This window comes from Streptomyces sp. SID12501 (assembly GCF_010550245.1).
Taxonomy (GTDB): domain Bacteria; phylum Actinomycetota; class Actinomycetes; order Streptomycetales; family Streptomycetaceae; genus Streptomyces.
Genome location: NZ_JAAGLU010000052.1, coordinates 22709 through 47525 on the forward strand (window position 1 = coordinate 22709; position 24817 = coordinate 47525).

Here is a 24817-nt window from a genome sequence, read left to right on the forward strand (position 1 = left end):
GGGGTCAGATCCAGTCGAGGTTCCAGAGCCGGAAGACCCCGGTGCCGTCCGAGAGATACTGGCTGCCGCCGACGTCCACACTGCTGACGACGTACTCCTTGCGCTGCCACAGCGGGATGACGGGCACGTCACGGGCGATCAGTTGCTGGAGTGCGCGGAAGTCCTGGGCGGCGCGGGCGCGGTCGGCGTACTGGCGGCTGTCCAGGATCAGCCGGTCCACCTTCTTGCTGCTGTACTCGTTCTTCATGCTGTTCCCCGTGCCGACGATCGGACCGGTGAACGTGTCGGGGTCGGGGAAGTCGGCGACCCAGCCCACGGCGTAGGCGTCCAGCTTCCCTGCCGCGTACCGCTTCTGGTAGTCGGTCCACTCGTAGCCCTTGACGGTGACCTTGAACAGGCCGCCCTTCTCCAGCTGCCGCTTGAGCAGGGCGGCCTCCTCGGCGGCGACGCCGCGCCCCTTGGCGTAGCCGTAGGTGAAGCGGACGGGGAGTTCCACGCCGGCCTCGGTGAGCAGGGCGCGGGCCTGTGTGACGCTGGACTTGGGGTAGTCGTCGAAGAACGAGGTGGTGTGGCCGGTGAGGCCTGCCGGGATCAGCGAGTAGAGGGGCTCGGCCGTCCCCTGGTACACCGTGCCGACGAGTTCCTCCCGGTCGACCAGCCAGGCCAGGGCGCGGCGGACGAGCGGGTCGTGGAGGGGGGAGCTCGCGCGGACGTTGAGGACCAGGTTGCGGGTCTCGGCGCTGTCGGCCTCGATGACCTGCTGGCCGGGGTCGCTGGGCGAGAGGCCCGCGAGGACCTTGGGCGGCAGCTGGCGGGTGGCGACGTCGATCTGCTTCGCCTTCCAGGCCTTGTCGAGGGCCGGCGGATCGGCGTAGTAGCGCAGGCGGATGGGGCGGCCGGTGCTCTTCACGGCGCCCTTGTAGTGCTCGTTGGGTTCGAGGAGCGCCTGCTTCTCCTTCGTATACGTCTTCAGGACGTACGGTCCGGTGCCGTCGGCGCCGGTGTCGGTGCGCAGGCCGTCCTTCGGATAGCGCTCACGGTCGACGATCGCACCGGCTCCGGTGGCCACCTTGAACGGGAAGGTGGCGTCGGGCGAGTTGAGGTGGAAGGTGACCGTCAGGTCCTTGGCGTCGACCGAGGCGAGGGTGCCGAGCAGGGACGCGGGGCCGACGTCGGAGTTGATGCGCTTGACGCGCTCGAACGAGAACTTCACGTCCTCGGCGGTCATCTTCCGGCCGCTCGGAAAGTCGAGGTCGTCGCGCAGGACGCAGACGTAGGTGCGCAGGCCGGAACCCTTGAAGCCACAGCTCTTCGCCGCGTCCGGGACAGGGGCCGCGCCGTTCGGCCGGTAGGTCAGCAGTGACTGGAAGACGTTGCTGAACAGGGCCCAGGAGCCGGCGTCGTAGGCGCCGGCCGGGTCGATGGCGGTCACGGCGTCGGTGGTGCCGACGGTGATCGTCCTGCCGTGGTCGGCCCCCGTCGGCCTCAGCTGCCAGCCGACCGCCCCCGCGGCCGACACAATGAGCAGCGCCGCGAGAATCCGCATGCGTACCGAGCGCATCGGTGTGCCCTCCCCAGACCCCCTGCACAGGCGACTCCCCTGTGGCGTCGATCACCTAATCACAGGTGTTTGACGTCGGGGAAGGGGCTTCTTGCGAGATGGGAAAGACGTTACCGACGACCTGTTACCGGCGGGTTTCCGTGCTCGGTCAGCGCTCGGTGAGCACTTGGTCAGTGATCGGTCAGTGCTCGGTCAGAGCCGCCCGCACATGGCGTTCCAGGGTGCCCGCAATCACCCAACTCGCCCCGCTGTCAAGGCGTTTCCAACTGGTCGTGGGCCGGCAGGTGATGACCGCGACGGCACTGCCCCCGGTGACGGCGATGTCGATGTCGATGGACACCTGGACCCGAGGGCCGTACGGCGTCCCGCAGATCAGGGAAACCTTCCCGTGCCCCAGCTCCAGGACCTCGGCGATCACCGGGGTCTGTGCCTTCTTGATGGTGTGCAGGACACTGTCGGCCAGCTGGAACGCCGTGACGCCCGGTGTGTCGGCCGTGACGCGGCGGACGGCGGGCAGACGCGCCGCCGCCGGTTCCAGCGACAGCCCGTAGTGGGAGGCCGTGCGGGCGGCGGCGACCGTGTCCGGCACGGGTACGACCAGCAGGAAGGCGACACCGCAGATCAGCCCGGCGAGCGCGCTCTGTCCGAGCGCGGAGGCGACGGGCGCCCCGTCGCCCACGAGCGACGCCGCGAGCATGGCGCCGCCGACCACAAAGGCGACCAGCCCGGCGACGGGCGCGACACGGCGGACCACCGCCGACCAGTACGCGACCGTCGACCGCATTTTCGTACCTCCCTGCCCGGCGTGATCATCGCTGACTGTGATCAGGCCTGCCGGGACGCCAGCTCCACCACGGTGATGTCCGAAGGCGCTCCCACCCGCGTCGGCGGGCCCCACGCGCCGGCGCCCCGGGAGACGTACAACTGCGTGTCCCCGTACCGTTCCAGGCCCGCGAGGGTGGGGTTGGCGAGGTCGGCGACGAAGTTGCCGGGCCACAGCTGACCGCCGTGGGTGTGGCCGGAGAGCTGGAGGTCGACGCCGAAGTCGACGGCGTCGTGGATCTGCACCGGCTGGTGGGCCAGCAGCACGCTCGCCCGTGAGGTGTCCCGGTCACCGAGCGCCTTGGTGAAGTCGGGGCCCTGGCCCTCGCTCTCACCGGCGATGTCGTTGACACCGGCGAGGTCGAAGGCGGGCAGTTCGACGCGCGCGTTCTCCAGCGGGCGCAGACCGAGCCGCCGTACCTCCTCGACCCACTGCTCGGCGCCGGAGAAGTACTCGTGGTTGCCCGTCACGAAGAACGCCCCGTGCCGCGCCCGGAGTTGGGCGAGAGGTGCGGCTGCCGGACCGAGGTCCTCGACGCTGCCGTCGACCAGGTCGCCGACGACAGCGATCAGATCGGGCTGGGTGGAGTTGATCGTGTCGACGACCTTCTGCGCGAAACCCCGGCCGAGGACGGGCCCGAGGTGGATGTCGCTGACGACGGCGATCCTGAACCCGTGGGCGCCGCGCGGGAGTTTGGCCAGCGGCACGGTGACGCGCTTCACGCGAGGGCCGCGTACGACGCCGTACGTGCCGTATCCGACGGTCCCGGCGGCGGTAGCGGCTGCGGCACCGGCCACGACACGCGAGACGAAGAGACGCCGGGAGGGGGCGGCGAGAAGACGGGGGGAATCCGGGGTCTCGGGGGCGGCTTCCGGGGTCTCGGACGCTCCCGCCGGGACGGTCTCCGCCTTCCGGAGCGGTACGGGCGGCGATACGGGTGCCGCGGCCGGCCGGCGCCGCTCCAGGAACCGTCGCAGCAATGGCCGTACGAGCTCGCCCGCGATCAGGGCCAGCCCCAGGTACACGAACAGGGCCAGCCACAGGAAACCCGGCCAGGCCAGCGTGCGCTGGAGCCAGAAGGGCGCGCCGCCACGCTCGGCGGCCAGGGCCGCGACCATCATGACGGGCAGGGCGACGAACACCACCGTGCCGACGCGGCGGGCGAGGCCGGGGCCGGGGGTCGTGTCGCGCACCAGGCGTCGCCAGACGTACCGGTGCAGCCCCACCAGAGCGGCGACGGCGACGAGCAGGAAAACGATGACCATGCGGGTGTGTCCCCCGTTATGAGGTCTGGCGCAAAGCGCGCAGTCCGCGCAACCCGATGCCCCCGACGATCGTCCCCAATACGAACGAGACGACGGCCAGCACCAGATGCACCCAGAAGTACGCCGTCGGAGTGCCCGCGTCATCGAACGCGAGCCCGCTGCCGTCCTTGACCAGATTCTTGATGAAAGTGACCCAGATGACCCAGCTCCACACCCCGAAGGCGAGCAGGAACCAGGAGACGGGGCGGCTGAGCTTCATGGGTTCAGTATCGCCGCCCGGTACCGGGGCCCGCGGCCGGGGTGGGGAGGGCGGTTCGCGGGTTCGTCCCGGGGGCGGTACGACTTCACGGGCCGGTACATGTACGTTCTCCGACGTGTCCGCCTCGAAAAAGACCGCCAAGCGAGCCTTGCTGGTCACCTCCGCCACCCTGTTGTCCGCCGCGCTGACCGCGCCCGTCCCGGCGTTCGCGGCCCCCAAGCCGACGCCGAGCGCCTCACCGTCGGTGACTCCCCCGGCGAAGATGTCGGCCGTGGGCGGGGAGCGGCTCGGGCAGGCCGGGACGCAGGTGAACCTCTCCGACGGGGTGCCGGTGATCCCCAAGGACATCAGCGCCCGCTCGTGGATCGTCTCGGACGCCGAGTCCGGCGATGTGCTCGCCGCCCACAACGCGCACTGGCGGCTGCCCCCGGCGAGCACCCTGAAGATGCTGTTCGCCGACACCGTGCTGCCCAAGTTCCCCAGGACGCTGAAGCACAAGGTCACGTACGCCGACCTGGCGGACGTCGGCGCCGGCTCCAGCATGGTCGGCGTCAAGGAGAAGGAGACGTACACGGTCCACGACCTGTGGCTCGGCGTCTTCCTGCGCTCCGGCAACGACGCGGTGCACGTGCTCTCCCACATGAACGGTGGCGTCGCCGCCACGGTCAAGGAGATGAACGAGCACGCGGAGGAGCTCCAGGCCCTCGACACGAACGTGGTGAGCCCCGACGGCTACGACGAGCCGGGGCAGGTGTCGTCGGCGTACGACCTGACGCTGTTCGCCCGCTCCGGGCTGCAGAAGAAGGACTTCCGCGAGTACTGCTCGACTGTTTCGGCCAAGTTCCCCGGCGAGACGAAGAAGAACAAGAAGGGCAAGCTGGTCCGCGGGTCCTTCGAGATCCAGAACACCAACCGGCTGCTCGCCGGTGCCTCGGACGTCCCTGTGTACCAGGGCATCGCGGGCGTGAAGAACGGCAACACCACCAACGCGGGCGCGACCTTCACGGGGGTGGCCGAGCGGGGTGGCAAGGTGCTGCTGGTCACGGTCATGAACCCGGAGAAGAGCGAGCACAACGAGGTCTACAAGGAGACCGCACGGCTCCTCGACTGGGGCTTCAAGGCAGCCGGGAAGGTGCAGCCGGTGGGTGAACTGGTCGCGCCCAAGGGGGCGGAGGGGGCCAGTGCCCAGCCCGGCTCGACCGACGGCCCGGACTCCGGTTCCGACTCCGGAGAGGCGGGGGGCGGGTCGGGCGACGGGTCCGGCAAGGGTGATTCCTCCGCGTCCCCGGTCACGAAGGCGTCCGCCGAGTCCGGGACGGACCGGGGCGGGATGGGCGTCGCGCTCGGGATCACCGGTGGTGTGGTGGTGCTGCTGGCGGGGGGCGCGTTTCTGATCAACCGGCGGTGGCCGCTGCGCCGGCGGTGACGGCGGTGACGGCGGTGACGGCGGATCGCGCCCCCGCCGCCCCTACCCGTCCCATCCTGTTCCTGGGGGGCCGCGCCCCCGGACCCCCGCTGTCGGCCCTGAAGGGGCCTCGTCCTCAATCGCCGGACGGGCTGGAAGCTCCGGCCGAGTCCTCCGCCGTCCAGGACGCGCAGAACAGGATGAGCTTCGACGTGAAGTTGATCCACAGCAACAGGGCCACGGGGACGCCGAACGCGCCGTACATGCTCTTCGCCGCCACCCCCTGCATATAGCTGCTGAGCAGCAGCTTCAGCAGTTCGAACCCGGCCGCGCCGATCAGCGCGGCGACGAACAGCCGACGCCGGGTGGGTTCCACACCGGGCAGCAGGGTGAGGACGTACAGGAGCAACAGGAAGTCGGCGAGTACGGCGACTGTGAACGCCGCGAGGCGGAGGAGGACCGCGCCCCAGCCCGCCTCGTCGATGCCGAGTCCCCGTGCCGTCCAGCCGATCGCCGCCGAGGCGACGGCGGACGCGGCGATGGTGACGAGGACGGCGCCGCCGAGCCCGACCAGCACACCGGTGTCCTTGACCTTGCGCAGGACGGGGTTCCCCTCGTCCTCGGGCAGCTCCCACACCGCCCGCAGACACTCCCGCATCGAGCCGACCCACCCGATGCCGGTGAACAGCAGCACGGCGCCGGCGATCACCCCGATCGTGCCCGCGTTCTGGACCAGACCGTTGATGTCCAGCTGCTCGGAGATGCCGGGCACCTGCTCGGCGATCTTCTCCTGGAGCTCGTTCTGCCGCCCGGTGCTGAGCGTGGCGGCGGCGATCGCGGCGGCCACGGTCAGGAGCGGGAACAGTGCCACGAAGCTGATGAAGGTCATCGCCGCGGCCAGTCGCGACCACTTCACGCGGTCGAGACGCTCGTACGACCGCCACACGTGCGTGACCGTCAGACGGACGACGATCGGTCCGACGCCGGGGAGCTTCTTCAGCCAGTCCATGGTGATTGTTGTACCCCGGAAGCGCCTGACCGTGATCGTTCTTGGTGGTTCCGGTTCTACCTGGTCGGAAGCGTGTCGCGGTCCACATGGGCCGCCTGAGGCGGGACGACGGCCGCGCCGAAGGTGTACTCGCGCAGCTTGCGCCACACCTCGTCGGGCCCCCGCTCGTAGAGCGCGAAGCCGGTGCAGGGCCAGTCGGCCTCGTAGTCGGCGAGTTCCGCGAAGGCGCGGTCCATCGCCTCCTCGGCGATGCTGTGCGCGACCGTCACATGCGGGTGGTACGGGAACTGCAGTTCGCGCGCCACCGGCCCGGAGGCGTCACGGACCTGCTTCTGCAGCCAGGTGCAGGCCTCCGCGCCCTCGGCGATCTTGACGAACACGACGGGCGACACCGGCCGGAAGGTGCCCGTCCCGGAAAGCCGCATCGGGAAGGGCCGGCCCGTGGCGGCCACCTCTACGAGATATGCCTCGATGGCGGGCAGCGTCTCGGAGTCGACTTCGGTGGGCGGCAACAGGGTCACATGAGTGGGGATACCGTGTGCGGCGGCGTCGCCGAAGCCCGCACGCCGCTGCTGGAGCAGGCTGCCGTGTGGCTCCGGGACCGAGATCGACACACCGATCGTTACGGTCCCCACGTCGTCTCCTGTTCGTCGTCCCGGTGTTGCTCGTGCGGTGTCGCGTGTGCGGTGTTGCTGGTGCCCGTATTGCTCATATGGGCTGTTGCTCGTACCGGTCGGCTATCGACTGTACGGCCACGGCGGGTCTGCGGGCAGGCGCAACCGTAGTGATGTGCAGCGCTCTGGTGCCGCGTCGTGCGCCGTGCGGTGGTACAGGTACCCGTGCGGCGACGGTTCAGTGCTTCTTCGTGTTCGTCGGCGCTTCTCAGTGCTTCGCGGGGAGGAAGCCGACTCGCCCGTACGTCTGGGCGAGCGTCTCCGCGGCGACGGCCCGTGCCTTCTCCGCGCCCTTGGCCAGGATCGAGTCGAGCGTCTCCGGGTCGTCCAGATACTGCTGGGTCCGCTCCCGGAACGGCGTCACGAAGTCGACCACGACGTCGGCGAGGTCCACCTTGAGCGCACCGTAGCCCTTGCCGTCGTATGTCCGCTCAAGTTCGGCGATATCCGTGCCGGTGAGGGTGGAGTAGATGCCGAGCAGGTTGCTGATGCCGGGCTTCTCCTTCGGGTCGAAGCGGATCACGGTGTCCGTGTCCGTGACCGCACTCCTGATCTTCTTGGCGGTGGTCTTCGGCTCGTCGAGGAGGTTGATGAGGCCCTTGGGCGTGGACGCCGACTTGCTCATCTTGATCGACGGGTCCTGAAGGTCGTAGATCTTCGCCGTTTCCTTCAGGATGTACGGCTTGGGGATCGTGAAGGTCTCGCCGAAGCGGCCGTTGAAGCGCTCGGCGAGGTCACGGGTCAGCTCGATGTGCTGGCGCTGGTCCTCGCCCACCGGCACCTCGTGCGCCTGGTAGAGCAGGATGTCGGCGACCTGGAGGATCGGGTACGTGAACAGCCCGACGCTCGCCCGGTCGGCACCCTGCTTGGCGGACTTGTCCTTGAACTGGGTCATCCGGGAAGCCTCGCCGAAGCCGGTGAGGCAGTTCATGATCCAGGCGAGCTGGGCGTGCTCGGGGACATGGCTCTGGACGAACAGCGTGCAGCGGTCGGGGTCGAGCCCGGCCGCGAGGAGCTGGGCGGCGGCCAGCCGGGTGTTGGCCGTGAGTTCCTTCGGGTCCTGCGGAACCGTGATCGCGTGCAGGTCGACGACCATGTAGAAGGCGTCGTGGGACTCCTGCAGGGCCACCCACTGGCGCACGGCGCCGAGGTAGTTGCCGAGGTGGAACGAGCCTGCGGTGGGCTGGATTCCGGAGAGCACGCGGGGACGGTCTGAAGCCATGCTCCCCATTCTCTCAGGTATCGGGGCCCGCTCCGGTACGGGTACGGACACGGGTCGACCACTGATCGGAAACTGCTTGGACGCGGGTGGGAACCGATCCGGGTCGAGCGGTGTACCAAAGATGTGAGGACGCGGGAGGGGGGCCGCATCGTCGATGAGGCTGCGGTGATCGCACGCGTACGCGCCGGAGAGCCGGAGGCGTACGCGGAGCTGGTCCGCGCTCATACGGCTCTCGCACTCAGGGCGGCCACGGCTCTGGGCGCCGGTGCGGACGCGGAGGACGTGGTGCAGCAGGCCTTCGTCAAGGCGTACTGCGCGCTGGGGCGATTCAGAGACGGCGCGGCGTTCAAGCCGTGGCTCCTGTCGATCGTCGCCAATGAGACGAGGAACACAGTCCGGACGGCGGCGCGCCAGCGCACGCTCGCCGGGCGGGAGGCATGCCTGGTGGGCGCAGAGCCGCTGATACCGGAATCGGCGGACCCGGCGCTGGCGACACTGGAATCGGAGCGCCGCGCGGCCCTCCAGTCCGCCCTGGAACGGCTGAGCGAGGAACACCGCCTGGTCGTCATCTACCGCTACCTGCTGGAAATGGACGAACCCGAAACGGCTCAGGCCCTGGGCTGGCCCCGCGGCACGGTGAAGTCCCGCCTCAACCGGGCCCTGCGGAAGCTGAGCCGACTGCTGCCGGATTTCCGGCCTCGGGATCGGGACGGGGCTGGGGAGGGAGGTAGTGAGCGTGGGTGACAAGAGCATGGGGCACGAGGGGCGCGAGGTGCACGGCGGCGAGGGCGGGCTGTCCGGAGAGGCGGGGGGCCCGGGGCCGGGGGCGGACAGCCCAGGGGGTACCGGGGCCGGTTCCGGTTCGAGTGGGGCTCGCGGTATCGGCGTAGCCGGGCAGTCGGGCGGCACGGCGGACGGGGCGGACGGCCTGGAGGAGGCCGGTTCCGGGGGCGCTCGCAGCGCCGGCGCGAGGGAACTGCCGGGCGGCGTCGGCCAGGGGGCGGGCGACAAAGACACGTCTCGTTCGGGCGCGGCTTTCGGTACGGGCGTACCGAAGACGTCGGGCGGTGCCGGTGTACGGGGCAGCTCTCGTGGTGGGTGGTGGAGGGCCTGCTCCCGAGGGACCGGCGGTGGGACGGGGCTGCGCGGGGCTGGGGAGGCGCGCGGCGAGGTGTCCCGGCTGCCCGAGGAACTACGGGCGCTCGGGCGGTCGTTGGACGCGCCGGGCGAGGCCGGTTCCGAGACCATGGTCGAGCGGGTGCTCGGACAGATACTGGCCGAGCACCTGCCCATGCCGGTGGCCGAGCCGCCGAGGACCGGAGCATCGGGGGCGGACCTGTCCGGGATCGGCGCGTCCGGGATCGGCGAGCGCTGGCGGACGGTCCGGCGCTGGGCGCGGGTGCGCAGGCGAACGCTGGTAGCCGCCCTGTGCGGTCTGCTGACGGTGCTCGTGCTGACGCCCCCGGTCCGGGCCGCCGTCTTCGACTGGTTCGGCTTCGGCGGTGTCGAGGTGCGGTACGACCCGTCGGCGGCGCCCTCGCCGGGAGCCGAGGCGCCCGGATGCGGACGGTCGGTGTCGCTCGCTCAGGCCGAGGAGCGCGCCGGATTCGCCCCGCTCGTGCCGGACGCTCTCGGTGCTCCGGACACCGTGGAGGTCACCCGCGAGCCCGAAGGGCGGTTCCTGATGAGCCTGTGCTGGCACGAGAACGGACGCACGATCCGGCTCGACGAGTATCCGGCGCGGCTGGACATCGGGTTCACGAAGACGGTGCAGGAGCAACCGGCGTGGCTGTCGCTGAGCGGCGACGCGTCGTCCGACGGCAACCCGCGGGACCTTGCCCTGTGGTTCCCCCGCCCGCACCTGCTGAGCCTCTGGCTGGTGGACGAGACGGGCGAACACTTCACCCGCTCGCGGCGGACGGCGGGGCCGACGCTGCTGTGGACCCACGCGGGGGCGGCGGGCGACACCGGGGACGCCGGGGGCCCGGGAGACTCCAGGGATGTGACGGTGACGCTCCGACTGGAGGGCGTGGCTTCGCAGGCCCGGGCGCTGGAAATCGCGAAGTCCGCCGATTAGGCCGATGAGGTCGATCGGTGGGTGCGGAGTGGGAACCTCGGCGGGTTGAGCGGTGTACCAGAAGTGACAGGCGGCGTGCGGGCGGTTCGTACGCGGCTCGACTGCTGGTTGGTAGGGGGTTGGGATGCGCGGGATTCGTGAACTGGCTGCGGCGACAGGGGCGTTGGCTCTGGCTCTGGCCGGGGTTCTGCTGGCGGCACCGTCCGCGGTGGCGGGCGGGCCGACCAGCGTCCTGGTGGTCTCACCGCAGAGCGCGGAGAGCGCGGCACTGTACTACTCGCACGAGGAGTACGGCGAGTTGGTCCGCCTGCTGGGCGCCTCGACCGCCGACGTCCTCGAAAAGCCCAAGGAGTTGGAAGAGGAGGCCGGGCAGCAGATCAACGTCACATGGATGGCCCACGACATAACGCCGTGGCGCTACGACCGTGTCTATCCGAAGCTGCCGGGCAACAACAAGGACGTCTGGATCCACACGACGGACGACATGGAGTCCTTGACCGGCTACTGGCACAAGGCCGACCGACCGGCCGAGCTGCGCGCGCTGTTCAGGCAGCTCGGAGTGCTGGGCAAAGCGTCCCCCGAAGGGTCAGCAGTAGTTCCCCCGGCACCGCAGGAGCCGGCGGCCGAGGACGCCACCGCACCGACCGCGGCACCGGCCACCCCGACCCGCGCGGCCCACGCCACGGAGTGGTGGTGGGCGATACCGGGCGCGGCGGCCGGCGCGGTTCTGGCGCTGGTGCTTCGACCGTTCGCCTCGCGGATCCAGCCGACCGGGTGGGGCAAGGGACGCCGACCGGGGCCTCGTCAGGAGTTGATCGACTTGTAGCGCTGCCCGAGGGGTGCCCTCGAAAGGGCACCCCGGCGGGACTCCAGGACCGCTACGCCTCCTGGGACGCGTCCGCCTCAGCCGAGGTCGATCTCCGGGTACAGCGGGAAGCCGGCCACCAGGTCGGTCGCGCGGCGGGAGATCTCGTCCGAGACCTTCGGGTCGAGGATGTGCTGGGCCTTGGAGGGGATGCCCGACTTGGTCGTGCCGGGCTCCGTGGCGGTGAGGACGCGGTCGATCAGGCCGGCCACCTCGTCCATCTCCGCAGTTCCGAGGCCCCGTGTGGTGAGGGCGGGTGTGCCGATGCGGATGCCCGACGTGTACCAGGCGCCGTTCGGGTCGGCCGGGATGGCGTTGCGGTTGGTGACGATGCCCGAGTCGAGGAGCGCGGTCTCGGCCTGGCGGCCGGTGAGGCCGTAGGAGGAGCCGACGTCGATCAGGTTGAGGTGGTTGTCGGTGCCGCCGGTGACGAGGGTGGCGCCCCGGCTCATCAGGCCCTCGGCGAGCGCGCGGGCGTTGTCGACGATGCGCTGGGCGTAGTCCTGGAAGGCGGGCCGCCTGGCCTCGGCGAGGGCGACGGCCTTGGCGGCCATGACGTGCGGGAGGGGGCCGCCGAGGACCATCGGGCAGCCGCGGTCGACCTGGTCCTTGAGCGAGTCGTCGCACAGGACCATGCCGCCGCGCGGACCGCGCAGCGACTTGTGGGTGGTGGTCGTCACGATCTGGGCGTGTGGGACCGGGTCGAAGTCACCGGTGAGGACCTTGCCCGCGACCAGGCCCGCGAAGTGCGCCATGTCGACCATGAGGGTCGCGCCGACCTCGTCGGCGATCTCGCGCATGATCCGGAAGTTCACCAGCCGGGGGTACGCGGAGTAGCCCGCGACGATGATCAGCGGCTTGAAGTCGCGGGCCGACGTGCGCAGCGCCTCGTAGTCGATGAGGCCGGTCGCCGGGTCGGTGCCGTAGGAGCGCTGGTCGAACATCTTGCCGGAGATGTTCGGGCGGAAGCCGTGGGTGAGGTGGCCGCCGGCGTCCAGGGACATGCCGAGCATGCGCTGGTTGCCGAAGGCCTGGCGCAGCTCGGCCCAGTCGGCGTCGGAGAGGTCGTTGACCTGGCGGGCGCCGGTCTTCTCCAGGAACGGGACCTCGACGCGGTCGGCGAGGACGGACCAGAAGGCGACGAGGTTGGCGTCGATGCCGGAGTGCGGCTGGACGTAGGCGTGCCGGGCGCCGAAGAGTTCGCGGGCGTGCTCGGCGGCGAGGGACTCGACGGTGTCGACGTTGCGACAGCCGGCGTAGAAGCGGCGGCCGATCGTGCCCTCGGCGTACTTGTCGCTGAACCAGTTGCCCATGGCCAGCAGGGTGGCCGGGGAGGCGTAGTTCTCGGAGGCGATCAGCTTGAGCATCTCGCGCTGGTCGGCGACCTCCTGGCCGATGGCGTCGGCGACGCGCGGCTCGACGGCGCGGATCACGTCGAGGGCGCTGCGGAAGGCGGTGGATTCGATGGAGAGAGGCTCGGTGGAGAGGGGCTCGGTGGAGAGGGGCTCGGCTGACATGGGGACCTCCGGACGTGGCGTTCGGCGTTCACGGCTCGGCCCAGGCGCACGGCACTCACTCACGGACCCCGGCAACGGGTTGCGACGGGTCCTGGGGCCGCTTCCCGATGGTCGGTCCCATCCCAGCGCGCCAGTCACGGCCCGCCGGTCAGCCTACCGGGCAGGCCGGAGGGCCGAGCCGCCCTGTCCACCATACGAGCGACGCCCGCCCGCACAGGTGCGGCGGGCGTCAGAGGATCACGTGGGGCAGGAAGCGGGCGTACTCGTCCGTGATCGGGCCGGCCGACTCGCGGATGCCGAGCCCCGCCGACTCGTTCTCGACGACCCAGGCGCCGAGGACCACGTGGTTGCCGTCGAAGGTGGGAAGGGGCGCCAACTCCTGGTAGCAGCAGGGCTCTTCGGCGCTTGCGAGGACGGATGTGGCGGCGGATGCGGCGCTGGGGGCGGGGGCGGTGTCCGGCTCGTGGATCGTCACGCCGGCGCCCTCCCGGCCGAGGAGCGGCTTGGCGACGTAACCGGTCGTGTGCGCCAGTTCCCGTGGCCCGTCCAGGTAGGCGGGGAGGAGGTTGGGGTGGTCCGGGTAGAGCTCCCAGAGGACGGCGAGGAGGGCCTTGTTGCTGAGGAGCATCTTCCAGGCCGGTTCGATCCACAGGGTGCTGCCCGTGCCGCCGCCGTTGTCCAGGGTGTCGAGGACGTGGTCCGCGAACTCGTCGGTGGTGAGCCACTCCCACGGGTAGAGCTTGAAGCAGCTGCGGATGAAACGGAGTTGGTTGTCGACGAAGCGGCCGGAGAGCGGGTCCCAGCCGATCTCCTCCACGGAGATCCAGTCGGTGTCGAGGCCCGCCTGCTCCGCGGTCTCCTTCAGATAGGCGACGGTCATCAGGTCCTCGCCGAGCTCGTCGGCGGCGGAGTGCGCGAAGTGGAGGGGGCTGCCGGGCGGGAGGAGGGCGGCCTGCTTCTGCCAGGCGGCGATCAGACGTTCGTGGAGCGAGTTCCACTGGTCGGCGCCCGGGAAGCGGTCCTCCATCCAGAACCACTGGGGCGAGGCCGCCTCCACGAGGGAGGTGGGGGTGTCGGCGTTGTACTCGATGAGCTTCGCGGGGCCCGTGCCGTCGTAGCGGAGGTCGAACCGGCCGTAGACGGACGGGAGTTCGGCGCGGCGGTGCCAGGCCTCGGCGACCGCTGCCGCGATGCGCGGGTCGGTGATGCCGAGGTCGGCGAAACGGTTCGCGGTGACGATGTGGTCGGCCGCCGCGAGACACATGCGGTGGAGTTCCTCGACGGTCTCCTCCAGCGCCTCCACCTCCGGGAGCGAGAAGACGTAGTACGCGCTCTCGTCCCAGTAGGGGCGCAGGGAGTCGTCGGGGTGGCGGGTGAGCGGGTAGATGAGCCCCTGCGCCTCGACGGTCCGCTGCCAGTCGGGACGGGGTTCGATCGTGCGACGCTTCATGGCGGGCTCAGCTGCCCGAGCTGCCGTCGCCGCCGCCGAGGCCGCCTCGGGAGACGCCGGTTTTGCTGCTGTCGTCGTCGCCGCTGCCACCGCTGCTGCTCGAACTGCCGCTGCCCTTGCTGGACTTGGTGAAGGAACCGCCCTTCACCCAGCCGGACTTCTTCTTACCGCCGTAGTAGTGGGCGCCGTTGACGGTCGTGGTGGTCTTGCAGTTCTTCTCGGCGACGACCTTGTAGCCCTTGGCCGCGTTGTAGCTGTCGCGGTCGACGCAGCGCTTGTCTGGCTCGTCGGAGGAGCAGGCGGTGAGGGCGGCGGCGAGCAGGCCCATGCCGCCGAGTACGACGGTGCCCGAGCGGAACTTCCTGCCCGGTTGTCTGCGTGCGTCAGCCATGTCCGTGTCTCCCCGTTGGCGTTCGGCTCGGTTTGAGTCGGCCCAGCTTAAAGATCGCCTGCGGCCGGTGCTCAGGTGACCCCCTGCCCCCGCCCGCTCCCCGTCCACCTAGAGTCGCTTTGTGCTCTTTGGAATGGTGTGCGCGCTCAGCGCGGCGGTCTGCTTCGGTACGGCGACGGTGTTGCAGGCGGTGGCCGCGCGGGCGGCGGTCGGTACCGACCCCTCCGGGGGCGGCGGTCCGGGTGGCGACGCGGCATTGCTGCTGCGGGCGTTGCGGCAGTGGCGGTACATCGCCGGACTGGCCCTGGACGGGCTCGGCTTCGTCTTCCAGATCGCCGCGCTGCGGTCCCTTCCGATCTACGCCGTCGGCGCGGCGTTGGCCGCGAGTCTCGCCGTCACCGCGGTGGTCGCCGCCCGGCTGCTGCGGGTGCGTCTGAGCGGGCTGGAGTGGGCCGCGGTGGGGGTGGTCTGCGCCGGGCTGGGGATGCTGGGGCTGGCGTCGGGGACGGAGGGCGAGCGGGCGGGGTCGGACGCGCTGAGGTACGCGATGCTCGCGACCGCCGTGGGCGTGCTGGCGCTGGGGTTCCTGGGCGGGCGGTTGCCGGAACGGGGACGGGGGCTGGTGCTCGGGTTGGCGGCCGGGTTCGGGTTCGGGGTGGTCGAGGTGTCGGTGCGGCTCATCGACGACGTGTCGGTGGGGGCGCTGGTGGCGAACGCGGCGGTGTACGCCCTGGTGGTGGGGGGTGGGGCGGCGTTTCTCGCGTTGACGTCGGCGTTGCAGCGGGGTGCTGTGACCGTGCCGACGGCGGGGATGGTGATCGGGGAGACGATCGGGCCGGCGTTGATCGGGGTGGTGTGGCTGGGGGACCGCACTCGGGAGGGGTTGGGGTGGCTGGCGGTCGCGGGGTTCGGGGTTGCCGTGGTGGGAGCGCTGGCGTTGGCCCGGTTCGGCGAGGCACCGGAATAGGTCTCGCTCTCGCCGCTCCTACCCGCCTGATCCCGTTCCTGGGGACTGGGGACTGAGAACCGGGAGCTGGGAGCCGATAGCCGGGAAACGGGAGCTGGGAAACGGTCACTACAGCCCCTCCAACACCCCGTCCCACAACCGCACCCTCGCCTCCAGCGCGTCCGTCGCCGTCTCCGCCGCCTCCGCCCAGTGCGCGTCACTCGTACCGCACAGGTCGGCGACCATCTGCATCGCCATGGGCGTGTGCTCCTCGCCGTCGACCTCGATGTGGCGGGACAGGTAGTCGCGGAACAAGGGGAACCGGTCCATGCCCTCCTCCTTGATGACCTGGTCGAACATGTCCGGGATGAGATCCTCGCGGGAGAAGGCGAAGGCCGCGGCCCGGCAGTGCAGTGGCCTGTCGTTGATGATCTCGAACGTGGTGCGGACGAACTCGGCCGCCGGACCGGGGACTTGGGCGACCCGCAGCGCCGAGCTCACGTCGTGCCCCTCTCCCACCAGGGCGACGAACGTGTCGATACGGGACGGGTCCGCCGCCGCCTCGCTCATGCCGGCCCGGTACAGCTCGAAGTGGCTGGTGAAGCCGCCGTTCAGCTCGTCGCTCTCCTCCACGAGCACGATGTCGTTGATGAGGCGCCGGCTCACCTCCGACCCGCGCGGCATCCAGGGGACGTCGACACAGGTGAGCTCCCGTTGCAGCGACTTGAGCAGGGACATGAAATCCCACACCGCGAACACATGGTGTTCCATGAACGTCGCCATGCGTTCCCTGGTGTTTATCCGCTGGTAAATCGGGTGGGCGGTCACCTCTTTTCGTACGGGTTCGATCACGGACCGGGCCCGCTCGATCCCTTCGTGGGTCATATCCCAGTCGTACCTGGACATGAAATCTCCCTCACATCAGTCGAACGACGATCGAATGGCGATCGTGCAGCTTTCCCGCTCCTCCGGGCAAGCCCTTTCCTGAATTCCAGAAAAGTTACCCCGGGTATCACTCGAAAGAGCACGGCAAGCCGACCTAAAAGCCGATAAAAAGTAACCTTCCGGACATCCTCGCGGAGGTTTCGAAAATCTTCGTTGAAGATTTGAGCGTGATCGGTTCTTGCTGCGTATACGACAGTGTGACCAGGAATCCCGTCACCGTGACGGTGGCGTATCAAGTGATCCCGGGCCGCGAGACCGAGTTCCACTCCTGGGGGTGGGCCGTGCTGCGTGCGAGGGCGCGTGAGCCTGGTTTCCTGGGGGGTGGAGTGCTTGTCGACGGAGAGGCGGAGTGGCATGTGGTCTACCGCTTCGACAGTGAGAGTACGGCCCTGGCCTGGGAGAACTCCGCCAGTTGGGCGCAGTGGGCGGCCAGGGCGGAAGGGCTCGCCCGGGAGGCCGGGCGCCGTACCGTCCAGGGCTCCAAGGTGTGGTTCGAATCCCAGACGGACACTCAGGCCACCACCCCGGCACCGGCCGCTCCACCGCGCCCGCCGGACAAATGGAAGCTGTGGTTCGTGAATATGAGCGCGGTTTTTCCGCCTGTGCTCATATTCAATCTGACCATTCTTCCGTTCCTCGGTGGCGTAAATGCGCTCATTCGCACTCTACTGCTGTGTCTGGCCGTGACGGCACTCGTCACCTGGATTCTCATGCCGCGTCTTCAGCGTTTCTTCAAGAAATGGCTCTACCCGCCGCTCCAGGCACTTCGTGGACGGCACAAAAGGCGAACCGCATGAACGGCGACATGAACGATGCAAGGGAGGTGGGCGCGGGTGAAGACCCTGCTCATCGACAATTATGACTCGTACACGTACAACCTGTTCCAGCTGATCGCGGAGGTCAACGGCGAAGAGCCCACGGTGATCCGCAACGACACGCTGACCAGCAGAGTCGACAGTCTGCTGGAATTCGACAAGTTCGAGAACGTGGTCGTCTCCCCCGGACCCGGGCACCCCGCCGCCCCCCGCGACTTCGGGATCAGCGCACGTGTACTCGCCGAGTCGCGGATACCCGTACTCGGCGTCTGCCTCGGTCACCAGGGCATCGCGCTCGGCGAGAGCGGTGGGATCGTGCCCGCCCCCGAGCCCCGTCACGGGCATCTCTCCACGATCCGGCACGACGAGCGGGACCTCTTCAAGGGGCTGCCGCAGAACTTCACCGCCGTGCGCTACCACTCCCTCTCCGTGCGCGAGCCGCTCCCCGACACCCTTGAGGCCACCGCCTGGGCCGAGGACGGCGTCCTGATGGGCCTGCGGCACCGTACGCGCCCCCTGTGGGGAGTGCAGTTCCACCCGGAGTCGGTCCTCACCGAGTACGGGCGCCGCATGCTCATGAACTTCCGCAACCTCACAGCGGAACGCGCCCGCAAGCTCCGTACGAAGAACACCGCGGTCACCCGCACCGCGGCGGCCATGCCCGAGCGTTCCTCCCCGGTACTCATCCCCCGTACCGCCCGCATCCCCGCGCAGCGCCGCTCGCCGCAGCAGCGGCCCACCCACCGGCTGCACACCCGCCGGATCGCCACCGCCGTGGACACGGAGGCCGCCTTCGGCCGGATGTACGCCGACTCGTCGCGCGCGTTCTGGCTGGACAGTTCGCAGGTCGAGAAGGGGCGGTCGCGGTTCTCGTTCTTCGGGGACGGGTCCGGTCCGCTCGCCGAGTTCGTGCGGTACGACGTCACGAGCGGCGTCTGTGAGATCGAGCGGGACGGTCGGCCGACGCGCAAGGTCAGGGCGAGCGTCTTCGACTACCTGAAGCGGCAGTTGACGAACCGTCATGTCGACGCCACCGGCCTGCCCTTCGACTTCACCGGCGGCTACGTCGGCTACTTCGGGTACGAGACGAAGGCCGACTGCGGAGCCTCGCCAGGCGTCCACCAGGCCCAGACCCCCGACGCCTGCTGGCTGTTCGCCGACCGGCTGATCGCGGTGGACCACCAGGAGGGCTACACGTACGCCGTCTGCGTGGCCGAGGACAGTCCGCAGGCCACGCTGGAGGCCGCCGACTGGCTCGACAGCGCACTGGCCCAACTGTCCTGCGTGTCCGGTCAGCAGCCGCCGCTGCCCGTACCGGCCGCCGACCCGGACCCCGCCTCGGCGGAACCGTGGCTGGTGCGCGACCGGGCCACCTACCTCGCCGACATCGCGGCCTGCCGACGGGAGTTGACGGCCGGCACTAGCTACGAGGTCTGCCTGACCAACGCGGCCCGGCTGCCCGCCCCGACCGACGCGTACGACTACTACCGGGTCCTGCGTCGCGTCAACCCGGCACCGTACGCGGCCTTCCTGCGGTTCGGGGACCTGGAGGTGGCCGGCTCCTCCCCCGAGCGGTTCCTGCGGATCACCCGGGACGGCATGGCCGAGGCCAGGCCCATCAAGGGCACCGCCCCGCGTGGACACGACCCGGAGGAGGACGACCGCCTCCGGGACTCGCTCGCCGCCGACGACAAGACCCGCGCCGAGAACCTGATGATCGTCGACCTGCTCCGCAACGACCTGGGCCAGGTCTGCCGCACCGGCACGGTACGCGTCTCCCGGCTCATGGTCGCGGAGACGTACGCCACCGTGCACCAGCTCGTCTCCTACGTCGAGGGACGGCTGCGCGAGGGCACCGACTCGGTGGACGCGGTACGCGCCTGCTTCCCCGGCGGCTCCATGACCGGCGCGCCCAAGCTCCGCACGATGGAGATCATCGACACGCTGGAGACCGAGGCCCGTGGCGTGTACTCCGGGGCCCTCGGCTACCTGGGGTGCAGCGGCGGCGCGGATCTCAGCATCGTCATCCGGACCGCCGTGATCGCCGACGGCGAGATGCAGTTGGGCGCGGGCGGCGCGATCGTCCTCGGCTCGGACCCGGTCGCGGAGTACGACGAGATGCTGCTGAAGACGGCCGCGCAGATGCGGGCCTACGAGGAGTACCAGCAGCACCAGGAGGACCCGGAGTACCCGGAGTACGAGCAGTTCCCGCAGCCCTCGTCCTGGTCGGCCGCCGCCGAGGAGGCCGCCCGATGACGACTCACCCGTCCACCACCGCTCCCCCGGCTTCTGCCCCCGTGTCCGCCCCCACCCCCTCTCCCGCCGATGCCGATGCCGATGCCGATGCCCCCGGCAACCTCGCCGCCCATCTCGCCGCCCTCGCCGAGCGGCGCGGCTGGAGCGGCCGGGCCGCCTTCCACCAGAGCCGTCAGGGGCACCGTTCCTGGACGCACGGCGAGGTGCACGAGCTGGCCGCCCGTACGGCGACGGTGCTCGCCCGGCACGGGGTGCGGGCCGGCGACCGGGTGCTCCTCGCGCTGCCCGACGGCATCACCTGGGTGACCGTCTTCCTGGCCGCCGCCCGGCTCGGTGCGGTGGCCGTCCTGGTCAACCCCGAACTCCCGTCCGCCGACCACGCGTTCATGACCGAGGACGCCGAGGCCGTGCTGTGCGTGACCGGTCCCGGCCTGGAGGACGGCGACGGAGGAGAGGGACGTTTCGCGGGGCGGCCTCTCCTGGGCGCCGACCAGCTCGCCGCCCTCGCCCCCACCGCCGAACCGGCCACCAGCGCCCACCCGGTGGACGCGCACACGCCCCTGTACGTGCAGTACACGTCCGGAACCACCGGGCGCCCCAAGGGAGTTGTGCACTGTCACGGCGACCCGAAGACCTACCACGACCTCATCGGGCACCGCCTGCTGCGGATCACCCAGGACGACGTCACTCTCTCGGTCTCGAAGCTGTACTTCGCGTACGGCTTCGGCAACGCCTTCGTCTTCCCGCTCTTCTCCGGCTCGTCGGCCGTCCTGGTGGACCGGCGTCCGGCCCCGGCCGCCGTCGACGAACTCGTGGCACGGCACCGGGTGACGCTTCTCTACTCCGTGCCGTCCGCCTACGCCGCCCTGGTCGCCGACCGGGGCAACGGCCACCAGGCCTGCTTCGCCTCCGTACGGGCCGCCGTGTCGGCCGGCGAGGGGCTGCCGGACGGGCTCGGGCAGCAGGTCGGCGAGCTGCTCGGAGCGCCGGTGCTGGAGCAGATCGGCTCGACAGAGGCCGGGCACGCCTTCTGCGCCAACAGCCTCGATCACAACCACCCCGGTACGGTCGGCCGTCCCGTCCCCGGTTTCGAGGTCGAGCTGCGCGACCGCGCCGGGCTTCCGTTGTCCGACGCCGACGAGGGCGCCGAGGGTGAACTCTGGGTGCGTGGGCCCACCGTGACGAGCGGCTACCTCAACCGGCCCGAGGAGACCGCCCGTTCACTGGTCGGCGGCTGGCTGGCCACGCGGGACCGGGCGGTGCGTGAACCGGACGGCTCCTACCGGCATTTGGGCCGCGCCGACGACATGGAGATGGTCGGCGGCATCACGGTCTCACCGCTGGAGGTGGAGGCCGTACTACGTACCCACCCGGCGGTGAAGGAGGTCGCCGTGGCCGCTCTCACGGACGAGCGGGGCCTCAGCAGGCTGCGCGCCTTCGTCGTCCCGGTCGGGCAGGTCCGGGCGGGCCTGGAGACCGAACTCGTCGAGCTGGCCCGCGCCCGGCTCGCCGCCTTCAAGGTCCCCCGGAGCGTCTGGTTCGTCCCGTCACTGCCCCGCACCTCGACCGGGAAGCTCCGCCGCCATCTGGTCCGCCAGGGCGCCTGGTGACCCCCGCAGCCACCACACCCTCCACGACTGCCTGCCGTACTTCAGAAGGGAACGGGCGCATGCCACAGCCGCAGCCCCTGCTCGCCGACCGCGGTTTCTATCTGGGCCCGGTCTTCCGGCGGGCCGCCGACCGGCACGGAGCGGTCTTCGTCACCCTGGACCGGCCGCTGGACGTCGGCCCCGATCTCGGGGTCAACCTCAGCTATCCCCAACTGGCCGATCTGGTCGAGGAGTTGTCGGCCCAGCTGTGGGCGGCCGGAGTGCGACCGTCCGAGCAGGTGGTCGTCCACAAGACGGACAACGTCGACATCGTGCTGCTGACCTGCGCCGTCTCCCGGATCGGCGCGGTCCCCGTGCTGCTGTCCCCCGGCCTCGTCGGACCGGTCGTCGGCCAGCTGCTGGCCCGCCTGCACCGCCCCTGGCTGCTCACCGACAGCGCCAAACTCACCGGCCCGCTGAGCGAGTTGGACCTCTCCCCGCTCGTACGCCGGACTCTCGCCGTGAACGCCGATGCCGGCGCCGACGCGCCCGGTGCCGAGCCGCTGGCGATGTACGCGGGTGCCGAGCCCGTCGCCGCCGTCCGCCTCCACCCCCGCGAACCCGCCCTGATCACCCACAGTTCGGGCACCACCGGTCTCCCCAAGCTCGCCGTGCACTGCGCGAACACCATGTGGAACCGTCTCGTACCGCAGCAGGCGATGGGCTGGCCCACGCGCGGTGAGACGGCCGCGCTGCACATGTCGTTCGTGCACTCGCGCTTCTACCATCTCCTCGGCGTGCTCCTGCACTTCGGCAGCCCGCTGCTCCTGATCACCGACCCGACCCCGGCCGCCGTGGGCCCGCTGCTCGCCCGCCATCGCCCGGGCATCGTCGAGACCCACCCCAACACCTTCGTCCTGTGGGAGGAGTTGGCGGACGCACCGGGTCAACCCCTGTCGCGCGTACGGTCGTACGGGTCGACGTTCGACGCGATCCACCCGCGTACCGTACGACGGCTGCTGGGTGCCTCGAAGCGCCGTAACGCCTGGCTGATCCAGCTGTACGGGCAGAGCGAGACCGGGCCCGTCGCGTTCCAGTGGTTCACCCGGCGCAGCGTCGCGAAGGCGGACGGCCGCCGGGTCGGGATCGGGATACCCGGCTTCACCCGGGTCCGGGTCACGGACGACAACGGCAGGCCCGCCGCACCCGGAAAACCGGGTCGCATCGAGGCCCGTACGCGCGGGCGCATCCTCACCTACCTCGGCGCGCGCGAGCAGTACCAGCGCCAGCTCGACGGCGACGGGTGGTGGCAGATGGGCGACATGGGGTACCGGAGCAGGCTCGGCGCGCTGTACCTCATCGACCGCGAGATCGACCAGATCGACTCCGTGCACAGCAACCTGGAGGTCGAGGACACGCTGATGGACCGGCTGGAGGAGCTACGCGAGGTCGTCATCGTGCCGGGCGCCGACCGTGAGCCGGTGCCCGTGGTCTGCGTACGGGACGAGATGCCGCTGGACCCGGACCGCTGGCGTCAGGCGACCGCCGATCTGCCGACGATGGCCGAGCCCCGTCAGTGGCGGTTCGAGGAGCTGCCGATGACGGCGACGTGGAAGGTGAAGCGCGTGGAGATCACCCGCATGCTCGCCGAGGGCGCACGCACATGAACCCCCCTGATACCGATACCGATACCGACCGGGTACTGGTCGTGGGCGCGGGTCCCGTAGGCCTCTCCGCCGCCCTCGGTCTGCGCGCCCACGGGCTGCCCGTCGTCGTTCTGGAGGCGGACCCCGAGGACCGTGAACGACCGGGCAGCCGCGCCCTGTTCGTGCACCGCGAGACCCTGCGCCTGCTGGACGGGATGCGCCCGGGCCTGGCCGCCGAGTTCGCGTCGTACGGGCGGACATGGCACACCCGGCGCACGCTGTACCGGGGCCGTGAGGTCTACTCCCGCACCTTCCCCGAGCAGCCGAAGTCGCCCGCGATCACCCCGCCCTTCACCAGCCTGCGCCAGGTGGACACCGAGCGCCTGCTGCGGGCCGCCTGCCGGGACGCCGGCGTGGAGTTCGCGTGGGGTGTACGGGTGACGGGCGTCCGGTCGTCGCCGACCGGGGTCACCCTCACCGACTCCGACGGCGGCGTCTGGCACGGCACGCACGTCGTGGCCGCCGACGGCGCCCGCTCCGCCGTACGCGCGGAGTTGGGGATCACCATGGACGGCACGCGTTCGGAAGGGTTCCACGTGGTCGTGGACGTCGCCGACATCCCCGGCGCCGAACTCCCCCTGGAGCGCGTCTTCCACTACGAACACCCGGGCGTGGGCGGCCGAAGCGTGATGCGAGTGCCCTTCACCGGCGGCTTCCAGGTCGACCTCCAGTGCCGCGACGACGACTCGCAGGAGGCGTACGGCACGGAGGAGGCCGTACGGGACTGGCTGCCGTCGGTCCTGGAGGCACCCGGGTACGGGTCCCAGATCCTGTGGGTGTCGACGTACCGCTTCCTGCGCAAGGTCGCGGACGCGTTCACCGATTCGCACCGGCGGGTGCTGCTCGCCGGGGAAGCGGCGCACCTGTTCCCGCCGTTCGGGGCCCGCGGGATGAACAGCGGGATCGCGGACGCGGCTGCTGCGGCCGAGGCGATCGCGGCGGTGGCCAGGACGGGGCTGGTGGGAGCGGTCGCGGAGTTCGCCGAAGTACGGCACGCCGCGGCCGTGTTCAACAGCGCCGCCGCCGGCAACGCGCTGGACCATCTGCGGCCACGGCGGCGGATCGTCCGGGCCAAGCAGCGCGCGGCTGCGGCCCTCGCACCGGTGCTGCCGTGGTGCGGATCGTGGCTGGAGCACGCGCCGTACGGGCCCCGGAACGGGGCACCGGCGGTGGCGGGCCGCAAGTACTGACCGAGGTATCAAGGAAAAGCAAGAAAGAGCACTTGATGACGCGAACAGCAACACAACCAACAGCCACCGAAGGGCTGTTGGCTTGGTCGCCGCGCCGGGGCCTGACCGGGCCGGACGCACAGAGCTACGTGCCGACGGTCGGTGAGCGACTGGCGGTCGCCGATTCCTGGCTGCTGCGCGACGGCCGGGTACGCGGCCTCGGCCGCCACCGGGAACGTTTCCTGCGGGCCTGTGGCGACTCCGGCGGACCCTCGCTTCGCCAGCTGGTGGACTTCTGGCGGGACATGACCGTCGCACTGCCGCGCACCGGGGAGTGGTTCCCCCGGGTCGAACTGGGCGCGGAATCAAGGGAGTTGAGGCTCCTCCTCCGCCACGCGCCACCACTCGGCACCGGCGTGCGGGTCTGGTCGGCCGGCCAGTCCGACCCGCGTACCGTCCCCCGCCGCAAGGGCCCCGACCTGGACATCCTGGCCCGGCTACGGCAACGGGCGATCGCCGAGGGCGCGGACGAGGCGGTGCTGATCGCCCCCTCGGGCGTGGTCCTGGAGGGCATCCACTCCAGCGTCCTGTGGTGGGAGGACGACACCCTGTGCCTGCCCTCGCCACAACTCCCCGTCCTGGCCGGAGTCACCGTCGCCCTCATCCAGGAACGCGCCCAGCGCACCGGCGTCCGCGTCGCCCACCGTGAACGCACCCTCGCCGACCTGGACGGCCGCGAGGTGTGGCTAGTACTACAGCCGGTGGTTTCACGGTGAGTGAGCGCGGGCGGTTCGGGTGCGGTAGTGGCTGGTTCGGGCTCGGGTCTGGTGGCGGGTGCGCCAGCGGTGCCAGTGCATGGCCAGCCAGGTCCGG

Annotated in this window: 22 protein-coding genes; 11 read left to right on the forward strand and 11 right to left on the reverse strand. The window is 70.5% G+C overall.

Annotated features, from left to right (window positions below; genetic code table 11):
• Positions 1-4 precede the first annotated feature (4 nt).
• The 4 genes from G3I71_RS40440 to G3I71_RS51785 form a co-directional block, all read right to left on the reverse strand.
• On the reverse strand, positions 5-1561 hold the full coding sequence (locus tag G3I71_RS40440) for an ABC transporter substrate-binding protein (RefSeq protein WP_164323084.1): 1557 nt from the start codon (positions 1559-1561) through the stop codon (positions 5-7).
• Positions 1562-1742: 181 nt separating this feature from the next.
• Positions 1743-2345 (reverse strand): hypothetical protein, encoded by a 603-nt coding sequence (locus G3I71_RS40445; RefSeq protein ID WP_164323086.1) that lies wholly within the window; start codon positions 2343-2345, stop codon positions 1743-1745.
• Positions 2346-2386: 41 nt separating this feature from the next.
• Positions 2387-3649 (reverse strand): metallophosphoesterase, encoded by a 1263-nt coding sequence (locus tag G3I71_RS40450; protein WP_164323088.1) that lies wholly within the window; start codon positions 3647-3649, stop codon positions 2387-2389.
• 16 nt (positions 3650-3665) lie between these two features.
• Positions 3666-3908 (reverse strand): SCO4848 family membrane protein, encoded by a 243-nt coding sequence (locus G3I71_RS51785; RefSeq protein ID WP_239149644.1) that lies wholly within the window; start codon positions 3906-3908, stop codon positions 3666-3668.
• A 115-nt stretch (positions 3909-4023) separates the two neighbouring features.
• On the opposite strand from G3I71_RS51785, the gene G3I71_RS40455 reads away from it, so the two are divergent.
• Positions 4024-5334: a D-alanyl-D-alanine carboxypeptidase gene (locus tag G3I71_RS40455; RefSeq protein WP_343243224.1), complete on the forward strand. Its 1311-nt coding sequence runs from the start codon at positions 4024-4026 to the stop codon at positions 5332-5334.
• 115 nt (positions 5335-5449) lie between these two features.
• Here G3I71_RS40455 and G3I71_RS40460 read toward each other — a convergent pair whose 3' ends face one another.
• From G3I71_RS40460 to trpS, 3 genes are all read right to left on the reverse strand, one after another.
• A complete protein-coding gene (locus tag G3I71_RS40460; RefSeq protein WP_164323092.1) occupies positions 5450-6322 on the reverse strand; it encodes a YihY/virulence factor BrkB family protein in 873 nt (290 codons plus the stop codon).
• 56 nt (positions 6323-6378) lie between these two features.
• Positions 6379-6957: a 2'-5' RNA ligase family protein gene (locus G3I71_RS40465; protein ID WP_164323094.1), complete on the reverse strand. Its 579-nt coding sequence runs from the start codon at positions 6955-6957 to the stop codon at positions 6379-6381.
• Between the two features lie 247 nt (positions 6958-7204).
• Positions 7205-8218 carry a tryptophan--tRNA ligase gene (gene trpS / locus G3I71_RS40470; RefSeq protein WP_164323096.1) on the reverse strand — a complete coding sequence of 338 codons (1014 nt, stop codon included), beginning with the start codon at positions 8216-8218 and terminating at the stop codon, positions 7205-7207.
• A 165-nt stretch (positions 8219-8383) separates the two neighbouring features.
• Between trpS and G3I71_RS40475 the strand changes: the two genes are divergently transcribed.
• The 3 genes from G3I71_RS40475 (at position 8384) to G3I71_RS40485 (ending at position 11121) form a co-directional block, all read left to right on the forward strand.
• The gene (locus G3I71_RS40475; RefSeq protein ID WP_164323098.1) at positions 8384-8962 is read left to right on the forward strand and encodes a sigma-70 family RNA polymerase sigma factor; all 579 of its coding nucleotides are present in this window, start codon (positions 8384-8386) and stop codon (positions 8960-8962) included.
• A 397-nt stretch (positions 8963-9359) separates the two neighbouring features.
• On the forward strand, positions 9360-10295 hold the full coding sequence (locus G3I71_RS40480) for a hypothetical protein (RefSeq protein ID WP_164323123.1): 936 nt from the start codon (positions 9360-9362) through the stop codon (positions 10293-10295).
• A gap of 124 nt (positions 10296-10419) precedes the next feature.
• On the forward strand, positions 10420-11121 hold the full coding sequence (locus tag G3I71_RS40485) for a hypothetical protein (protein WP_239149646.1): 702 nt from the start codon (positions 10420-10422) through the stop codon (positions 11119-11121).
• 77 nt (positions 11122-11198) lie between these two features.
• Here the strand turns inward: G3I71_RS40485 and G3I71_RS40490 are convergent, their stop codons facing one another.
• From G3I71_RS40490 to G3I71_RS40500, 3 genes are all read right to left on the reverse strand, one after another.
• Complete coding sequence (locus tag G3I71_RS40490; RefSeq protein ID WP_164323100.1) at positions 11199-12677, reverse strand: glycine hydroxymethyltransferase; 1479 nt, start codon at positions 12675-12677, stop codon at positions 11199-11201.
• A 229-nt stretch (positions 12678-12906) separates the two neighbouring features.
• Positions 12907-14127 (reverse strand): glutathionylspermidine synthase family protein, encoded by a 1221-nt coding sequence (locus G3I71_RS40495; RefSeq protein ID WP_164323102.1) that lies wholly within the window; start codon positions 14125-14127, stop codon positions 12907-12909.
• A gap of 7 nt (positions 14128-14134) precedes the next feature.
• Entirely contained in the window at positions 14135-14518 is a 384-nt protein-coding gene (locus tag G3I71_RS40500) for a hypothetical protein (RefSeq protein WP_164323104.1), read from the reverse strand.
• 133 nt (positions 14519-14651) lie between these two features.
• On the opposite strand from G3I71_RS40500, the gene G3I71_RS40505 reads away from it, so the two are divergent.
• Entirely contained in the window at positions 14652-15485 is an 834-nt protein-coding gene (locus tag G3I71_RS40505; RefSeq protein WP_164323127.1) for a hypothetical protein, read from the forward strand.
• Positions 15486-15593: 108 nt separating this feature from the next.
• Here the strand turns inward: G3I71_RS40505 and G3I71_RS40510 are convergent, their stop codons facing one another.
• On the reverse strand, positions 15594-16370 hold the full coding sequence (locus G3I71_RS40510; protein WP_203732635.1) for a DUF3050 domain-containing protein: 777 nt from the start codon (positions 16368-16370) through the stop codon (positions 15594-15596).
• 200 nt (positions 16371-16570) lie between these two features.
• Here G3I71_RS40510 and G3I71_RS40515 point away from each other — a divergent pair, with 200 nt between their 5' ends.
• The 6 genes from G3I71_RS40515 to G3I71_RS40540 are packed head-to-tail and all read left to right on the forward strand — an operon-like array spanning position 16571 to position 24720.
• Positions 16571-17206: an antibiotic biosynthesis monooxygenase gene (locus G3I71_RS40515; RefSeq protein ID WP_164323106.1), complete on the forward strand. Its 636-nt coding sequence runs from the start codon at positions 16571-16573 to the stop codon at positions 17204-17206.
• A gap of 36 nt (positions 17207-17242) precedes the next feature.
• Positions 17243-19480: an aminodeoxychorismate synthase component I gene (gene pabB / locus G3I71_RS40520; protein ID WP_164323108.1), complete on the forward strand. Its 2238-nt coding sequence runs from the start codon at positions 17243-17245 to the stop codon at positions 19478-19480.
• Positions 19477-21090: a benzoate-CoA ligase family protein gene (locus G3I71_RS40525; RefSeq protein ID WP_203732639.1), complete on the forward strand. Its 1614-nt coding sequence runs from the start codon at positions 19477-19479 to the stop codon at positions 21088-21090. Before pabB ends, G3I71_RS40525 begins: the two co-directional genes overlap by 4 nt.
• A gap of 59 nt (positions 21091-21149) precedes the next feature.
• Positions 21150-22736, forward strand: coding sequence for a class I adenylate-forming enzyme family protein (locus G3I71_RS40530; RefSeq protein WP_164323110.1), 1587 nt, complete (start codon positions 21150-21152; stop codon positions 22734-22736).
• Complete coding sequence (locus G3I71_RS40535) at positions 22733-23965, forward strand: FAD-dependent monooxygenase (RefSeq protein WP_164323112.1); 1233 nt, start codon at positions 22733-22735, stop codon at positions 23963-23965. The genes G3I71_RS40530 and G3I71_RS40535 overlap by 4 nt, the downstream gene beginning before the upstream one ends.
• A gap of 35 nt (positions 23966-24000) precedes the next feature.
• On the forward strand, positions 24001-24720 hold the full coding sequence (locus G3I71_RS40540) for an aminotransferase class IV (protein ID WP_164323115.1): 720 nt from the start codon (positions 24001-24003) through the stop codon (positions 24718-24720).
• Positions 24721-24817: the final 97 nt, after the last annotated feature.

Bases quoted from the DNA above. Each gene is read 5' to 3' on its own strand.
- G3I71_RS40540 (WP_164323115.1), top strand. From the start codon at position 24,001: ATGACGCGAACAGCAACACAACCAACAGCCACCGAAGGGCTGTTGGCT.
- G3I71_RS40525 (WP_203732639.1), top strand. From the start codon at position 19,477: ATGACGACTCACCCGTCCACCACCGCTCCCCCGGCTTCTGCCCCCGTG.
- G3I71_RS40510 (WP_203732635.1), bottom strand. From the start codon at position 16,370: ATGTCCAGGTACGACTGGGATATGACCCACGAAGGGATCGAGCGGGCC.
- G3I71_RS40485 (WP_239149646.1), top strand. From the start codon at position 10,420: ATGCGCGGGATTCGTGAACTGGCTGCGGCGACAGGGGCGTTGGCTCTG.
- G3I71_RS40530 (WP_164323110.1), top strand. From the start codon at position 21,150: ATGCCACAGCCGCAGCCCCTGCTCGCCGACCGCGGTTTCTATCTGGGC.
- G3I71_RS40490 (WP_164323100.1), bottom strand. From the start codon at position 12,677: ATGTCAGCCGAGCCCCTCTCCACCGAGCCCCTCTCCACCGAGCCTCTC.
- G3I71_RS40505 (WP_164323127.1), top strand. From the start codon at position 14,652: ATGGTGTGCGCGCTCAGCGCGGCGGTCTGCTTCGGTACGGCGACGGTG.
- trpS (WP_164323096.1), bottom strand. From the start codon at position 8,218: ATGGCTTCAGACCGTCCCCGCGTGCTCTCCGGAATCCAGCCCACCGCA.
- G3I71_RS40495 (WP_164323102.1), bottom strand. From the start codon at position 14,127: ATGAAGCGTCGCACGATCGAACCCCGTCCCGACTGGCAGCGGACCGTC.
- G3I71_RS40500 (WP_164323104.1), bottom strand. From the start codon at position 14,518: ATGGCTGACGCACGCAGACAACCGGGCAGGAAGTTCCGCTCGGGCACC.
- G3I71_RS51785 (WP_239149644.1), bottom strand. From the start codon at position 3,908: ATGAAGCTCAGCCGCCCCGTCTCCTGGTTCCTGCTCGCCTTCGGGGTG.
- G3I71_RS40450 (WP_164323088.1), bottom strand. From the start codon at position 3,649: ATGGTCATCGTTTTCCTGCTCGTCGCCGTCGCCGCTCTGGTGGGGCTG.
- G3I71_RS40535 (WP_164323112.1), top strand. From the start codon at position 22,733: ATGAACCCCCCTGATACCGATACCGATACCGACCGGGTACTGGTCGTG.
- G3I71_RS40440 (WP_164323084.1), bottom strand. From the start codon at position 1,561: ATGCGCTCGGTACGCATGCGGATTCTCGCGGCGCTGCTCATTGTGTCG.
- G3I71_RS40445 (WP_164323086.1), bottom strand. From the start codon at position 2,345: ATGCGGTCGACGGTCGCGTACTGGTCGGCGGTGGTCCGCCGTGTCGCG.
- G3I71_RS40460 (WP_164323092.1), bottom strand. From the start codon at position 6,322: ATGGACTGGCTGAAGAAGCTCCCCGGCGTCGGACCGATCGTCGTCCGT.